Source organism: Vibrio floridensis (assembly GCF_021852965.1).
Lineage (GTDB): Bacteria > Pseudomonadota > Gammaproteobacteria > Enterobacterales > Vibrionaceae > Vibrio > Vibrio floridensis.
The window spans coordinates 493004-507664 of sequence record NZ_JAKGCY010000001.1 but is presented as its reverse complement, the minus strand read 5'-3'; the positions used below and the strand labels follow the sequence as shown (position 1 = coordinate 507664).

At 43.6% G+C, this 14661-nt stretch carries 14 protein-coding genes; 6 read left to right on the top strand and 8 right to left on the bottom strand.

Annotation, left to right across the window (positions count from 1 at the left end; translation table 11 throughout):
• Position 1: 1 nt before the first annotated feature.
• Together LZU85_RS02045 and LZU85_RS02040 are read left to right on the top strand one after the other, a co-directional pair.
• Positions 2-565: a hypothetical protein gene (locus LZU85_RS02045; RefSeq protein ID WP_237286243.1), complete on the top strand. Its 564-nt coding sequence runs from the start codon at positions 2-4 to the stop codon at positions 563-565.
• Positions 566-716: 151 nt separating this feature from the next.
• The gene (locus LZU85_RS02040) at positions 717-959 is read left to right on the top strand and encodes a hypothetical protein (protein ID WP_336886257.1); all 243 of its coding nucleotides are present in this window, start codon (positions 717-719) and stop codon (positions 957-959) included.
• A 35-nt stretch (positions 960-994) separates the two neighbouring features.
• Here LZU85_RS02040 and LZU85_RS02035 read toward each other — a convergent pair whose 3' ends face one another.
• Complete coding sequence (locus LZU85_RS02035) at positions 995-1462, bottom strand: Lrp/AsnC family transcriptional regulator (RefSeq protein ID WP_176297022.1); 468 nt, start codon at positions 1460-1462, stop codon at positions 995-997.
• Positions 1463-1616: 154 nt separating this feature from the next.
• Between LZU85_RS02035 and LZU85_RS02030 the strand changes: the two genes are divergently transcribed.
• Entirely contained in the window at positions 1617-2573 is a 957-nt protein-coding gene (locus tag LZU85_RS02030; protein WP_237286241.1) for a DMT family transporter, read from the top strand.
• Positions 2574-2697: 124 nt separating this feature from the next.
• Positions 2698-3354: a PilZ domain-containing protein gene (locus tag LZU85_RS02025; protein WP_176297020.1), complete on the top strand. Its 657-nt coding sequence runs from the start codon at positions 2698-2700 to the stop codon at positions 3352-3354.
• Positions 3355-3363: 9 nt separating this feature from the next.
• Here the strand turns inward: LZU85_RS02025 and luxQ are convergent, their stop codons facing one another.
• From luxQ to LZU85_RS01995, 6 genes are all read right to left on the bottom strand, one after another.
• Positions 3364-5934 (bottom strand): quorum-sensing autoinducer 2 sensor kinase/phosphatase LuxQ, encoded by a 2571-nt coding sequence (gene luxQ / locus LZU85_RS02020; protein ID WP_176297019.1) that lies wholly within the window; start codon positions 5932-5934, stop codon positions 3364-3366.
• Positions 5931-7034, bottom strand: coding sequence for an autoinducer 2-binding periplasmic protein LuxP (locus tag LZU85_RS02015; RefSeq protein WP_176297018.1), 1104 nt, complete (start codon positions 7032-7034; stop codon positions 5931-5933). Before LZU85_RS02015 ends, luxQ begins: the two co-directional genes overlap by 4 nt.
• Before the next feature lie 184 nt (positions 7035-7218).
• The gene (locus LZU85_RS02010) at positions 7219-8382 is read right to left on the bottom strand and encodes a conjugal transfer protein TraF (RefSeq protein WP_176297017.1); all 1164 of its coding nucleotides are present in this window, start codon (positions 8380-8382) and stop codon (positions 7219-7221) included.
• Positions 8383-8444: 62 nt separating this feature from the next.
• A complete protein-coding gene (locus LZU85_RS02005) occupies positions 8445-8756 on the bottom strand; it encodes a GIY-YIG nuclease family protein (protein WP_176297016.1) in 312 nt (103 codons plus the stop codon).
• On the bottom strand, positions 8756-9415 hold the full coding sequence (locus LZU85_RS02000; RefSeq protein WP_176297015.1) for a YceH family protein: 660 nt from the start codon (positions 9413-9415) through the stop codon (positions 8756-8758). The genes LZU85_RS02005 and LZU85_RS02000 overlap by 1 nt, the downstream gene beginning before the upstream one ends.
• A 68-nt stretch (positions 9416-9483) precedes the next feature.
• On the bottom strand, positions 9484-9693 hold the full coding sequence (locus LZU85_RS01995; RefSeq protein ID WP_176297193.1) for a hypothetical protein: 210 nt from the start codon (positions 9691-9693) through the stop codon (positions 9484-9486).
• Between the two features lie 266 nt (positions 9694-9959).
• Here LZU85_RS01995 and LZU85_RS01990 point away from each other — a divergent pair, with 266 nt between their 5' ends.
• A complete protein-coding gene (locus tag LZU85_RS01990; protein WP_176297014.1) occupies positions 9960-10274 on the top strand; it encodes a DUF496 family protein in 315 nt (104 codons plus the stop codon).
• 160 nt (positions 10275-10434) lie between these two features.
• Positions 10435-11778, top strand: coding sequence for an MATE family efflux transporter (locus LZU85_RS01985; RefSeq protein WP_237286240.1), 1344 nt, complete (start codon positions 10435-10437; stop codon positions 11776-11778).
• A gap of 118 nt (positions 11779-11896) precedes the next feature.
• Here LZU85_RS01985 and LZU85_RS01980 read toward each other — a convergent pair whose 3' ends face one another.
• The gene (locus LZU85_RS01980; RefSeq protein WP_237286239.1) at positions 11897-14527 is read right to left on the bottom strand and encodes a hybrid sensor histidine kinase/response regulator; all 2631 of its coding nucleotides are present in this window, start codon (positions 14525-14527) and stop codon (positions 11897-11899) included.
• Positions 14528-14661 lie beyond the last annotated feature (134 nt).

The window sequence follows — 14661 nt, the reverse complement described above, 5'->3', positions numbered from 1 at the left end:
CATGGTGAAACGCGCACTGACAACACTGCTCATGTTTATACTGACGGCTCCTTTCGTTGAAGCCGCTCAGTGTAGTCAGCGCGGCTGGAAAAAACTTCAATCTTATCAATTGGAGCTCGAGTCCTACTACAATACTCGTGCAACACAATACAACGCACTGTTAGGTATTCATAAGCAACGACGTTTGCTTTCTCAGCAGTTTACCTTTGAAGAACTGGTTCAGCTTTGGCAACATGCCGATCCTATTTATCATCGAGATTTCGAGCAGCAAATTCGCAGCGCACGTCAATATGCTAATGCCGTTACATCGCTCAAACAGCAGCTTGTCGATAAGCAGCAAGAAGCAAAAACGATGTCCCAAAGTTGGTTTGCCATGGCAGATGAATGCAAACAACAAAAACACACCGCTAATTTCAACTCTGCGTTGTGGTATAGCCGTTCTTCAAAAGATCTCGCTCAAGAACTCGCAAAATTAGAACAAAAATTCACCTTGCTTGGTCACATCTATGAGAAAGAAGCAACACAATTAGAGAGTGCACAACTCTATTCTGGGCAAACAAACTAGCTCAGATTATTTCACCTTAATAACTGAACAAAACCCGACCAATCAAACTAAAAATAGCGACACACATCACAATAATGCTTTACTTATGTTCGAATTTTGAGTAATTTACTATTCATAAGTTTTCATAAAACATAACAATTGGCTGGTGAAAATGCAAAACGACATGGTTTTCAAGTGGTTGAGTCACATGGATAGTCAAAGCGTTACGAAAAACAAGTTTCTCTCAGTAGTTAGGCACGTGAAAGAGTATGGTTCAATCAACGATCTCGAACTTTGTAAGATCTTTGGTGAAACCATTTGGAGCGATGGTGGTGAGTATCATTCCGCAGCATTCTCCTTCAAAATTGATAAACAAACAGGAAGCTGCGAAATTTCGCAGATTCGTAGCTGTTGACGAATACTAAAACGGAGCAGATAAGCTCCGTTTTTTCATTTCTGATTCAGACCATAAATCGGCACTTGGTGTGAGTTTTTTACTTTCCGAATGGCTAAGTGGGTATGAATGTCTTTGACATTCTGTAATCTCTGTAATTGCCGAGTAAAAGATTCATAACCAACAAGATCATTTGCAACCACCTCTAACAGATAGTCATAAGCGCCCGAAACCACGTGGCAGCTCACAACTTCATCCATCGCTAAAATCGACTGTTCAAAGTCATCGATCGATTTCACTTGATGATTGTTTAAGCTCACCTCTACAAATACTGTCATCGCAATACCGACGCGCTCCCGAGCAATCAACGCATGGTAACCCGCAATCACGCCATTCTGCTCGAGTCGCTTAATTCGACGGGCGCAAGGTGATGGAGAAAGCCCTACTGCATCTGCAATTTCAGCCGCTGTAATGTGAGCATTTTTTTGCAACAGCTCTAATATTTTTTTATCCACGCGATCCATGCTTGCCAACCTTCCCTTAATCACGAGTGTAAATTAATTATTTTTGGCAAATATGCCTTCAATCAGAATCATTATTGCCAATTATTACCTTCAAAGATAGTTAACAATTAGCACCTAGTGAATAACAATTAACTAACCTTTGGGAGTTAAAATTATGCTGCAAGGATACTTAGCCATCGGAACCACACTATTACTTTGGTCTGGCTTCTTTCTCTCGTTGAAAGGTGGTGCAAACTCATTACTGCAACCAGCGGATATCGCGCTCTGTCGATTTCTCATTCCTGCTTTATTGCTGTTACCTATGTTGATGAAATCACACTCAGAAGTGAACGCTGTCCCCCTTCGCTATTGGCTCGGGATGTTTGTCGGCAGTGGCCTACCCTATCTTCTGGTTGCAAGTAGTGCGATGCACTATGTTCCTGTATCACATGGCAGCGCACTCGTCCCTGGCACGCTTCCTCTGTTTGTGACAAGTATTGCCGTTATCTTGTTTAAGCAACCACTCAGCACTCATCGTATCGCGGGGCTGGCTTTAGTGCTTGTGGGTATCGCACTGTTTGTAGTGCCGAACTTAGGTTCATCTGGCAACTCTACCGAGACACAAGGTCACTTACTTTTCCTCCTTGGTAGCTTGATGTGGGCAGTATTTACCATTTGTGCCCGAGTGGCCAATCTGAATCCTCTACTGACATCAGCAACGATATCGCTTGCTTCTCTGGTTACTCTTGTCATCGCTATTGGATTTGGCTGGCTACCGAGTTATCTTGCTGTCACACCCATATCCAATTGGCCGACAAATGGCCTAATTGGGCATTTGCTCACTCAAGGCTTGGGTGCGGGTCTGATCGCCGCTTTTAGTTATCTCTACGCGGTAAAAACACTTGGTGCAGAAAGAAGTGCTGCTTTTGGCAGCGCCACCCCCGTGATTGCCACATTACTCGCTATTCCCATTTTCTCTGAGATGCCAAACACCATAACTTGGGCGGCGCTTTTTCTCGTGAGTGCTGGCAGTTTGGTCGCGAGTAATGTATTTCTGCGACATGATGCCTCTCTGAACTATCAACCTCCGAGTCATGCTGTCGCCTCCTCCTCGGATGAATCGAAAGTTTAGCTAATCACGTCACTCGGGATAGTTCACGAAACCAAACAAAATCTCCAATCTACGCAGCACCACGGTTTGTATATTAGGCTGGGCGGTTTATAGTTTAGGGAGTTGATTTTAAAAGTGAATAACCATGCCGGCGACGTACACCAAAGAGGATATCCCACGCTTTGTAAAACCAGGGATGAGGCTAAACGCCACCTTTGAATTTGGGCCTCAAGACTCTCTCACCTTACCTGCTTTCTTTGTTGGTTTGAAACATGCTCAATACTTGATTATTGAAGTCGTGGATAAAGAAGATTTCGTCTTGAGAAAACTTGAAAACGCCGATGTTATTTTACGTGGGATCGCCGACACGGAACTAGGGCACGTCGTCGCCTTTAAAACCAGCGTACTATCTGTGATCACTAAGCCAGATTTTCTGCTCTTTTTACGTTTTCCTACTGCTTTGGCAACAAAACCGATACGCGAACATGAGCGCTATAAGATTGATCTACAAGGAACGCTCAATCACGATGGAAATTTGTATGAAGGAAGGATGAGCGACTTTTCCCTGTCGGGCTGTGGGTTTATTACCTTGGCTCAGCCGGAGTTTCATAAAGGTGAAATCGTCAAAGTAGAGACACCTTTAAATCGCTTTTTGTCCGCGGATAATCCCGCGAAAGTCGCCAGTATCCGTAAACTCGCTAATGGGTGGTCTGTGGGCATTAAATACGAGAAGCCCGTTCTGCTAAGTAAAGAGCTCAAAAGAGAGTTACTTGAACTCTCTTTTCATGCAGGTTTAGTTTGACCTAGGAGGTCAAGACTCAAACCAAAAGTTCTTTTTGAAATGCACGAGTGCTTCGTGCAATTCATGCTCTTTAATTGGCTTGACAATAACTCGATTTGCGCCAGCTGCTAAAAACTGATTTTTAATCGTTTCTTGTGCATCTGCTGTGCAAGCGTAGATAGGGGTGCCCAGTTTCAACTGTTCGCGAATCTCACGTGTTGTTTCAATTCCTCCCATTTTGGGTAGCTGATTATCCATCATGATCAAATCAAATACGTGCTCGCGAAGCATCTCTAGTGCTTGCGTGCCATCTTGTACCCACTCAACACTCATCCGATATTTTTGGCAAAAAGCTTTTAAAATAAAAGCATTGGTGTGGTTATCTTCCACAAGAAGCACTTTAGGTGATTGTGTAAAAAGCGTCTCGAATCTTTCAGTGAAATGCGGATTGTCAACATGAACCTCCCCTTTTTCAACAGGAAGAGTGACGCAGAATGTCGCCCCATTCCCAAGCTTACTTGAAACCGAGATGTCACCTTCCAACATTTCAACAAGGTTTTTCACTATGGTTAAACCCAAGCCACTACCCGCATATTCTCTTGTAGACAGTGAATCTGCTTGGACAAAAGGCTCAAAAATACTGTCCAGCTTACTCTCATCGATACCAATACCGGTATCTTTGACTTTTATCGACAGCAAAACACACTCTGTTTTCGCGAACTGCTCTAACTCAAAAAAGATCTCAATTTTTCCGCTAGGGGTGAACTTCACTGCATTACTGATCAAGTTGAACATGATCTGATTTAGACGGACTTGATCTCCGTAGAGTTGACAGTTGAGAGGTATTTGGTTGTGGATGATAAACTGAACGTTTTTTTCCACACAGACAGGGCGATAGATATTCTCGAGGGTGTTCACCGTATTGGAAAAGCTGAAGTTTCGCTTCTTGATGTTGAGCTTGCCTTGTTCAATTCTTGAAAAATCGAGAATATCATTCAGCACGGCCAAAAGATGCTCCCCGCTGTCACAAAGTACATCGACTTGTCTTAGGCTCTCTTTATCATGAACCGAACGTTTCAGTAACTGAGCGATACCTAGGATCCCATTGAGTGGTGTTCGTATCTCATGACTCATTTTGGCTAAGAAATCAGCGCGGGTTTTGGCTGAATTTTCGGCTTCACGCCGTGCGAGGTTACTTTGCTTCTCTGCGTCAATTAGCGTCGTAATGTCTTGACCTTGCACTATGATACCGCTAATGCCATTTTCCACCACAATCGGGGAGAGGTTCCAACGGAAAACTTTTTCTCCAATGGGCACGTTAATCCCTGTTAATGTCGCACCTTGTGCCGCCATCTTAAGATGCGGTGACAACTTCAACTTAAATAACTGAAATAAGGGATTAGTGAAATCTTGCGCAGTGCTATGCTCCACCGCCAACTCTTTCATCGCGGCTGGGTTCACTTGAATGAGCAAACCGCTTTCCGACCAAACCATCATTGGAGAAAGCGCAAAATTAAACAGATCCTGAAATGAGCGTCGTTGAGATTCTAACTGCTCAAACGTATGTTCTAGCGTATGGCCTATATGTGAAAACTCTAAAATATCCGAGCCATCAAAACGCTTATATTGCTCACCCGTTCCTGCAAAACGGCTGTACGCCATCAAAGATTCCAAAGCTCTCGCTACACGATTTTGGATCCAAGATCGAATCACTAGAGACAATAACAACATTAGAATCAAAGATGCGGCTAGGCTTAAGTAATGCTGTCGCTGCAATGAAGCCACGTGACTATTTTCTTGCACCGCTAGAACACTTAATAACGTATCCGTTGAATTGATTTCTATTGGGGTTTGGCTGATGAGGCAGTCATCAAAAGCGGTCGGCTTATCACGCATTCTCAACAACTCACTCAGTTCATAGGGCTCTCGACCACTTAAGGAGTGAGCAATGACTTTATCCCCAAAAAGCATCACGATGTTGTCGCTATTACTGCCCGATTCTAGCATTTCCACTAAAGGGAAATTATTGTCGAGCACCACAGAAATATAATACTGACCTAATACCTCACCCGTCTCTGTTGCAATAACAGGAGAACGCCTGACCAGCATGTTCCTTGGCCCCATTAAGGTATGCAACGACATAAAATGCCAGTTATTGCCAAACAACACACTTTGGGACATTTTGTGCAGGAGTGTTTCGTTTACACCATAAAAATGAGCATTACCATCGTCCCACAGCAGCCCTTTTGTCGTCGTTAGGAAGCGAAATTCTGGAGTATGAGTGGGATCCGCCTGATCCATACTTAAAAAGTAATATTCCAGTTCCTCTTCGTCACCATCTACAAAAAAAGACCTAATCGACTCATTTTTGGAGTTGCTATCGTGGTGAATCTGCAAAATGGAAAGATGGTTATTGAGCAAACTCTTCACTAAGGCGGAAGTTTGCTGTTGTGTCAACCGCACTTCTTGTTTGATGATCCGGCTACTAAAATAGTAACTTTGAACAAAGATACCAATCGCAATAAACCCTAGTACCAAAAAAATGATACGAGTTATTAAAGTGGCGAGCGAGTGATGTTTACGTGATATTTTGTCTGTCATTGTGGTAGGTCGGAGTATCTAAAAGCACGTTTCTTGAGATTTTCTATTCGTTCCAGAGAGTCGTTTTTGGTCACGACCTCAAAATCACCCGAAAACACAGTAGGGACTGGCTTACCTTCCAAATCCCATTTGATGGCTTCAGCCATCGCTATACCAGTGTCATCGTTCATGCGCATAACCGTCAGATCGAGCTCTCCCGCTTCAATTGCCTCGAGCTCAGCAGAACCTCCCCCCCAACCATTAATGACAATGTTACTTCGCCCCATCTCTTTCAAAGCATCCATTGCCCCTAAAGCAACATCCGTTGAACAAGCGTAAATAAAGTCGATGTCAGGATAGCGTGCCAAGCTCGTTTTTGCCGATTGATAACCTGATTCTTTGGTCGCTTTGGTATAAAAAGAGCTCTTTAATTCAAAGCGATTACTGTGGTTCATTTGATGAATAAACGTGTCTCCACGAGCATCGCTGACATAACCTTCTGAATAATAAAGCACAGAGTAACTCGCTCCTTGGGGGTAAAGCTCTTTAAACTTACTCGCTAGTGCAATACTCCCTTCTGCATGGTCGAAGCCAACGTAAAGGAAAGGCTGCCTCTTCTCCCATGCCTGTACTGGTGTGGTGATGTTTTGCAGAATCAACTTGGTTTCCGACGAATCGAGCACGTGCTCAATAAACTTGCGATGGCGGGTGGTGTCTAGCGTAAAAATAAGGTAATCCGATTTACTTTTTAGTGCCTCCATCAGTGACACGCTTTGTTGCTTGATATCGGCATTTGGTCTAGTAAACACTTGATTAATTTGATAACTAATCTGAAGCTCATCCATACGATGCTCAAATGCAGAAAGCGTTCTTACCCAATAATCCGATATTTGTTGGCCGGGCAAGACCACAGAAATCTTGATAGGTGCTGACTGCCCGCGCTGCAAAGGGACAGGGGCATGTCGAACGACTTCAGACAACGCTTCGGTCAACGTGCCTTGGCGAGGAAATTTTTCTAAAAACTCTTGATAGGCCCAATAACCATTGAGCACTTCTGATGTATGACAGTTCACATTAAAACTGGCGGTAGCTAGCAAACAACTGAGTGTTATCTTCTTCATTTAATTATCTTTTTGTTTTTCTTTTAACAAACATTAAGCCTGACTGTGGTAAAGAGTACCGTGAATCTTCACCTGATTCCACATCAATTGCTTTTGAAGCGTCGCTTTCTTTTGGGTGATTAAAAATAAACAAAACCGCCGAGATCGGCGGCTTTAATACATTGATACGTCACTAAACCCGAGATTAAAAAGTAAACGCTAAGTTGCCCGAAACGCCAAACTGATTATCTCCAGCATAATTGCCCGCAATATCTAAGCTCACCACATCGAATGGGCTGATACCAATACCTGCTGTAAACGCATTTTCTACCGTGTCTTCCAAATCAATTTCATAACCTGCTCGTAGTTGAGCCCAACCCCATGCGTTACCTTCAACACCGACACGAACAAATTGTGTTTCATCATTGAGCGATTTGAAACGTTCTTGCTTTGTTAAATCCGCATCGAATGCAACCGTCACAAACTCGGAATGGTAGGAAACGCCAGCTGACACTTGAGTGTTCAGTTCATAAACGTCTCTTTTAACACCCATGGTATCATTTAAATCGATTTCTTGACTTAGTAGGTCTTTGACCGCTAGGCCAACTTGAAAATTGTTTTTGTACCAAACGGCACCGAGATCCAAGTTAAAGGCACTTTGTGAGTTTTCACTTTGATCGTAATCTTCAACATCAAAGTCCTTTACCGTTGGTTTCATGTAGTAAGTTGTGAGCTGTTGAATCTTCGGTGTTACACCAAAAGAAACGCGCTCTTCATATAAAACAAACTCTCTTGCCAGCGCTAAGCCAAACTCCGTATACCCAAACGCAGCTACCGCAACTTCGGTCTCATTGAAACGGTCTTCAACGTTTTGCGCCGTATCTCCTTTATAATCCGCGACATCGGGTGCAGCAATCACTTCGACATAACCTCTAGCAAACAGATTTGCCGATACCCACTTGGTTGGAATAGCCAATGCTAAGCCTAAAGAGCTGCTCACGGTTAATGGAGAGTTGCCTTGCAAATCATCTAAGTACTGGTTCAACTCATCAATGTTTTCTTGACTAGGAGTCATTACAGATTCGAACTCATCAATGGAATCCTGCAAATCGGATATCGTTTGCAAGCTTTCATCGCTGTCTCGCACATTAACGCCAATCGCTGGTAATAGCAGTGCGAAGTCGTCTTCATTTTTATAGTTTGCAACTAATGCTGGGTTGAAGAAGGCAGCGCTCAGATAGTCTGCAGACGAAACGCCCGTGTTGCCCATACCATTACTGCGCCCATCTGCAACATGATTTGCAGCCAAAGCCGAACACGAAGTAAGAGCCACACCGACACAAAAAGCCACTTTGTTCCACTGTTTCATTTTATAAGATCCATTTGATTAACATTGCTCTTAATGTTAGTAAAAACGAAACATTATTGCATTCAGTCAACTGATGTATGTCGCAAAATTTTATCCATTTGAAGAATCAGATCACCTTTTACTAAGCGCTCTTTGTCTAGTTTGCGTAGAGATTTGATGTGGTGCTCGACTTTCAAGGCAGTGCTGTGGTCGCCAACAGCAAAGACCCATACCAGCTCTAAAGGACCTTTACCGCGTAGCGCTTTTGCCCCTTTACCCTGCTGATGGGCAGAAAAGCGGCGTTCCAAATTGTTGGTGACACCGCAGTACAAAGCATTATGGCGCGTTCTGATCAAGTACACAGACCAATCAGGACACGACTTGGACGTTGTCATTATAGAAGAGATTGAACCAGTGCTTTGAGGTCTGACAACTCTTGTTTCAAGGTTTCGACTTCCTCCTCAAGATGCACGATACGCTCGTCATTTAGAGAAGCAGTCGCCATGTTCACAGGCGATGAGGATTGATAAGAGGCCACATCGACATCGCCACAAAACTGGTGCATATAGCGTGATTCACGTTTACCAGGCTCAATCGATAACTTAACCACAAGCTGGCCACGCTCTTCACTCGCCAACTTATCTAATACGGTTTCGACTTCTTTAACATCTGCGAAAGTCGCCAAACGATTGGTGCGCGTTCTCAACTCTCCCGGTGTTTGTGGCCCCCGCAGCAGCATACAACAAACAATGCCTTTTTCTTGCGCAGACAACTTGAGATCACCAAATTCCGTATTGCAGAATCGATGTTGATATTTGCTCACACGGCTATTAAAGCCACTTTCATCACTGACTAGACGACGTGAAATCAGTTGGTCGACAGCATCAAGAACCTCAGATTCCGACAAGGACATCACAGGCTCGCGATTACTCTTCTGATTACACGCATTGGTCAGTGCATTTAAGCTCAATGGATATTGGTCTGGCGTTGTGACTTCTTTTTCAATTAAACAACCAATGACACGGGCTTCAATGGGGGTCAACTCAGTTCTCATGTTGCTTCTCCTTTTTATTCGTTTCTTTGCTTCACCTTAGCATGTTTCTATCCAGATGAGACAAAAGGTTAGTGTTCTGAAATGAGAGTGAATTTGGTCAATTTTCCGTTTTCGTCCATGAAGACGATCTTTGAACGGTTTAGTTCAACCTCAACGGTTTCCATTTTCACTCTTTCATCTATATAAGCGGACTTGAGCTTTAAGCTGGTTTTGGAACACTTTGCTGGCTCTTGATTCTCACTATTTGGTGAATCAAGATCGGAACCATCGGACTTCATGCTACTGTCTTTGAGAGAGATTTCGTTCATGGTGCTGATAATATCTTGTTATGGTACACAAACACAATTGCATCGCTGGGAAGTGTATTTTTCTTAACCAGACAGACAATCGATTGATCTAAAGACTGTTATGAATATGTGTGATGTGCTTTAATCTCAGCGTGGTTGGTAAAAGTCACTTCAAGATGTTTCTAACAGCAGTGAAATACACATCTTGAAGTCATTTTTGAGAGTTATCATTCACTTTTATTGAAGGTAAGGGACCTATGAATACCGTATTTGAAATTGTTGCTCAGGCACGCCGTAAGAACAAACTACAACGCGAACTACTAGACAACGAAAAGAAAGTTCGCGACAACCGTAAACGTGTTGAACTGCTTGAAAACCTATTGGACTACATTAAGCCAAACATGTCTCAAGATGAGATCATGACCATCATCAAAAACATGAAAGCAGATTACGAAGATCGCGTTGATGACCACATTATCAAGAGCGCAGAAATTTCTAAAGCTCGTCGTGACATCAGCCGCCGTATCCGTGAACTAACGGAAGAAGACAAACAAACAAGTGGCAAAAAATAATTTCGATGACACATTTGCCAAGTTTCAAAGCCTCGCCATGCGAGGCTTTTTGTTATCACTCTTTTCTCTACCAGATGAAAAGACATTACCATTCCTAACTATTAGGTTATTAATTTTTATTACGATAGACTACCAGCAGTTTCCACAATACTAATACGCTATGACAAACTCCTTTTCTCCATTAGCACGCCAACTTTTCTCAATGACTTGGCCAATGCTATTTGGGGTACTGTCACTGATGAGTTTTCAGTTGGTTGACAGTGCCTTCATCGGCCAACTTGGTATACTTCCGCTTGCTGCTCAAGGTTTTACTTTACCTCTGCAGATGGTAATCATTGGTATTCAAGTCGGGCTTGGTATTGCAACGACAGCGGTGATATCCAAAGCGCTAGGTGCACAAAACGAACAATATGCCCGTCAACTCGCTGGACTGATTCTCGTCATAGGCGCAATCGGTGTGTCCTTGGTCTGCTTGCTGATTTGGTTGAGTCGACATCTGATTTTGTCTCTGCTTGGCGCACCCGAATCCGTTTATGCAGTAATTGATAGCTACTGGCCTTATTGGCTAGTCAGCGCTTGGGTAGGCGCGATGCTCTACTTTTTCTACAGTATCTGTCGTTCAAACGGAAACACTATGTTACCGGGTACCATGATGATGCTAACCAGTGGACTCAACTTGCTGCTCGACCCACTCTTCATTTTCACCTTTGATTTAGGCATTAATGGCGCAGCTATTGCAACAATCGTCGCCTTCGGGTTTGGCATCGTGATTGTCGCACCCAAAGTGCACCGCCATTCGTGGGTTAGCTTCGACAAAGAAGGACTAGATGTAGCTGAAAGTGTCAAAGCGATTGGGCACATTATGGGGCCTGCGATGATCAGTCAGTTGTTGCCCCCTCTGTCATCGATGCTTGCCACCAAGCTGATTGCTGGCTTTGGTACGGCAGCGGTTGCCTCTTGGGCGTTGGGCTCACGTTTTGAGTTCTTTACCCTTGTTTCGGTACTGGCTCTAACCATGTCAATGCCTCCCATGATAGGAAGACTGTTAGGAGCAAAAAACTTTACGGATATTCGAATGCTCGTTTCCATTGCTTGCCGTTTCATTATAGTGTTTCAAACACTTCTCGCGATCATGAGTATGTTCGCAGCTGGCGCCTTATCTGCCTTGATGACCAGCGAGCAAGCCGTTGAGCAAATTTTGCACATGCACTTATTGATTGTTCCCATTAGTTTGGGTGGATTGGGCATTTGTATGTTGATGGTTTCGATCTGTAACGCATTAGGACGTGCGTACACTGCGCTACGCATTTCTGCTTTACGTTTGTTTGCCTTTTTCTTGCCAGCATTGTGGATGGGTTCAATAATTGGTGGTATTCAAGGACTGCTGATAGGGGCTGCTGTGGGTAATCTATTAGCCGGAGTTGCCGCTTGGTTAACTTATCGCTCTGTAATTCATCAGCTCACCGAGTTAAGTACGAGTGAAAATAGCACATCGAAATCTTAAACAACCAATAACCACAAACAACCGAGATTCTTTTCTCGGTTGTTTTTGTCTTCATAGCAGATCAGCTCGACACACTTCATCTACACTACATGCAAGTGACGCGGCAAACAGATATTAACTAAGCGATTTTCAACTCACTGAACAAGTCGTAAAGCTGGTTGGATTTATAAGGTTTGGGTAAATAGGCATCCATACCCGCTTCAAAACAACTTTGAATATCTTCTTCAAGCACGCTAGCGGTTAGCGCAATAATCGGTGTCTTTCCACTACCCTGCTCATTTTCCCAACGTCGAATTTCTCTGGTGGCGGTAATGCCATCCATCACGGGCATCATGCAGTCCATTAAAACTGCATCAAACTTACCACCTTGAGTAATGGCATCCAATGCCTCCTGTCCATTGCTGGTAATTAAATAGTCGAAGCCCGCTTTTTCGAGGAAGAAGCTAGCAATCTTCTGATTCATTAGGTTGTCTTCTGCGATGAGTATACGTCGATGATTACGACCATAACCTTGAACGACTCGCGCTGTTTGCCTTGGGAACACACTTTCAGACGCCCTATTACTCTGCCTATTTTTCTGTTCTAACGCTTCAATGCTCGCTTTGAAACGTTGCCCTAAAAAAGGTTGGGTGAGAACGGCATGTACTCGCTCAGTATTAACATGGCTAACAAACAAGTGGTGTTGACAAACAATCACGCGTTGCAGGGATAAACTCTGCTCCAACACCTCCAAATCATTCGATGCATTCTGATGCAAACTGTGACAGTAGAAAACCACATCAAAGTCTTTGTTCAGCATGCTGATTTGTTCAACATCTTCGGCCATCGTAAGCTCAATTCCCGCTAATCGACATTCGTTCACTAGTTGACTGGTGTAGCCATAGTTTTGTGCAATCAACAGGCCCTTTCTTATTACTTCAGAGCGCCAAACTTCCCCTGCTAATCTCTCGACTGGGATGGTGAACGAGAAACAACTGCCTAACCCTTTGGTTGATGTAGCGGTTAATTCCCCGCCCATCATGGCAACAAGTTGTCGACAAATGGCCAGTCCCAGCCCAGTACCACCAAATTGCCTTGTGATACTGTCGTCTTCCTGAGTAAACGGCTCAAAAATGGTTTCCAGCTTCTCTTGCTCAATACCAATTCCCGTATCTGTCACTTTGAACGTTAGATGCCCGTGACGGCCCGATTCATCTGCTTGGAAATTGGCAAACGTCGAAATATAGCCTTCTTTAGTAAATTTGATCGCGTTGCCAATCAGATTAGTGAGCACTTGCTTTATCCGATGATCGTCGGCCATCACTTTAGCGGGGATGTCTTCACCTAACGTGATGTGCAACTCAATATTCTTGCTGGTCGCTTTGGATTGAAACAGCGTCATCGCTTGGTACGCTGTTTCACGAATATCTGACTCTTGGAGAGAAATGTTCAAATTTCCCGACTCAATTTTTGAGAGATCAAGAATATCGTTCAATAGAATCAATAGCGATTGAGAAGAGGTATCGATATCGCCCAAAATCTCTTTTTGTGGCACGGTTAAATCGCTCTGAGATAAGATCTCCGTCATACCTATGATGCCATTGAGCGGTGTGCGTATTTCATGAGACATGTTGGCCAAAAATACCGATTTGGCTCGATTTGCAGAAATGGCCGACTCTTTCGCATGAATAATTTCCAGCATCTGCTGCTGCTTTTCTTCAATGATTTGATTAATCTGCTTAGCAAAGAGTGTAAACTCATCATTACCATCCGTCACAATGCGGGAGTGTTGGTTAAACTCGTCATCTTTGGTTAACCCTTGAAGCGCACTTAGTATCGCATTGAGTTTGCTATACACTCTCAACCAAGTTGATGTGCCCAAAGTGAATAGAAAAAACAGCACCGCAAACACCGCTCCCGTCATCGCAGTGAAGTACCACTGTTGGCGTTCGATTTCTTTTTTAAGCTCCGCTTCCGCCTGAATGGAAAAACTGTTGATCAGTAGCAGTAGCGTTTGCAAACGGTAGTTCAGCTCGACGTTATAGACACTAAGATCTTCTTTGGAAAGTTTACCTGCAGCAATCGCATCACGCTCTTGCACGCTCGATTGATACCGCTCTGAAGAGAAAAACTCTAATAACTTTTCCACTTGCAGGTGACTAGCTCCCGTATCAAGAAAACGTTCCAGAGCTTGCTGCTGGCGAACAATTGCTTGATAAAACGCCCCTGAATCAAAAGGGTTGCTGTCATCATGTTGACGTTTGTAGGTTAGTAATGCCTCTTTCTGCGCCCAAAAAGAGAGAGAGATTAGCTGAGATATCAACATTTCGGTGGTATCGGCACGATCGGAGTAAAGATGGGTATGTTCGTTATGTACTTGCTCCAGAATCTCTTGCAGAACATCAAAGCCCCATTCTGCGGAGATCAGCTTTTCCGCGTTAGGTTGGCTTTTTATCTCTGAAAGCGATTCGATCAACTCTGTCTGTAAACTCGCCAACTCGGGGGTTTGCGACAAAGAGGCCATAAACTGGTTAAAGGAATCACTGCTCGAGAGCTCGTCCAGATAATGCATGTCCCCTTCAACACCTTGGTAGATTTTGAATGCGGTCTCCGTAATCCCATTTTGAATGTGAATACGGCTGATGGTTTTATCAAGAGACTCCAATTGACGTCGATTATTCACTAACTCCTGCACCGTAAAACCCGTGATAAAAATAGCGGGTAATAGTGAAAGCAGGGCGAGACGAGTTTTTATAGAGAATTTCATCATGTTATTTCGTCCTTGCAAGCATCGGGACCTAGCCTATCCTTAATACTAGACCAATTTCATAACAACCAAACAAAACTTCTTTGACGTCGCAGATAACGAGTTTAACAGTGAGAGGTTAATGCCTAAATTTCGTC